At 32.9% G+C, this 1,363-nt stretch carries 1 protein-coding gene; it reads left to right on the top strand.

Translation table 11 applies throughout. The features are described from left to right. On the top strand, window positions 1-989 hold a 989-nt coding region (locus KPC_RS19760), incomplete at its 5' end, for an N-acetylmuramoyl-L-alanine amidase (RefSeq protein ID WP_213065922.1). Between the last annotated feature and the right edge of the window lie 374 nt (window positions 990-1,363).

Here is a 1,363-nt window from a genome sequence, read left to right as displayed (position 1 = left end):
GCTGTTTACACAGCAGTACATTTTATACGAATAATCTGAACAAAGAAGAATTAATCATGAAAAAATTCATAAAGTTAGTAGTTTTGTTTATCTTCAGTACAATATTTTTAGCAGCATGTAATGACGATGAAAAGGTCTTGGAAATGCCAAATCAAATAGAGACATCAGCACCTCCTGCATCTAAAAGTGATTATTTGATCAGTAATCAATATCAAATTGATGAAAATCATTTATCACCAAATCAAGATGCCAGAGAAATGTTTTTAATTCTGCACTATACAGCTATTACTTACCAAGAAACTTTGAAACGTTTTGGCGACGAAAACTATCAGGCGAGTAGCCATTATCTTATTCCAGAACTACCAATAAACAATCAATTTGTTATCTATAGAATGGTTCCAGATAATAAAAGAGCATGGCATGCAGGGTTAAGCTTTTGGCAAGGTAATCGTAGTCTCAATGCATCTAGTATCGGGATTGAAATTGAAAATTTGGGATTTCCAGAGGCGGATGAAAATCAGCCATTAATGTTGAGAAGATGGTACCCGTATGCATCCAAAAAGCAGATTGAAGTTGTTGCAGAAGTTGCGAAAAGGGTAATTAATGAATATGGAATTACACCATCACGGGTGGTTGGTCATAGTGATATTGCACCAGGTCGTAAATTTGATCCAGGTCCATTATTTCCATGGGAGCAACTATATAAAGAATACAATATAGGTGCATGGTTTGATGAAGACACGGTTTCATATTACAAAACATACTTTCCCTGGAAAAATGACGTAAGTGATTTGCAAATAAAACTATCAAAGTACGGATATGATATTAACATCACAGGTGTGTATGATCAGGCAACAACGGATGTTGTTTCTGCTTTTCAAATGCATTTTTACCCACAAAAATATGATGGACAAGCTGATATCGAAACAGTCGCCCGTCTAGATGCTTTACTAGAGAAATATCGTGGGCAGTCTCGTCCAGCTTTTTGATCATTCATGTTCTAAGCTTAAGATCCGTTACTTTTATGATTTAGAAAATATCAAATTTGAACAAAGCTGTTATTAAAGCTAAAACAGGTTTTATCGAAAATCTAATACGTGCTTATATCTTTCTTAGACTTATAGATGCGTATTAGGTTTTAGTATATAAATAAAAAAAGGAAGTGAACCATGAATGAAATAGTTATTTATTATGATTGATATATGAAGTTGAGTCATTTCATAGTCAAAACAACAACGTGAGATAGAATCAATTTGATGTTTATAATAATCATAACTTTTTGCCAGATTTCGATTGTTTTAGCTATGTTTTTATAAAAAATGATAGAAAATCATGGAGAGTTTTCGACATCTGAGAATATGAT

It is taken from the genome of Acinetobacter stercoris (assembly GCF_900323515.1).
Lineage (GTDB): Bacteria > Pseudomonadota > Gammaproteobacteria > Pseudomonadales > Moraxellaceae > Acinetobacter > Acinetobacter stercoris.
The sequence above is the reverse complement of the archived record's forward strand: the minus strand, read 5'-3'. Positions and strand labels throughout refer to the sequence as shown.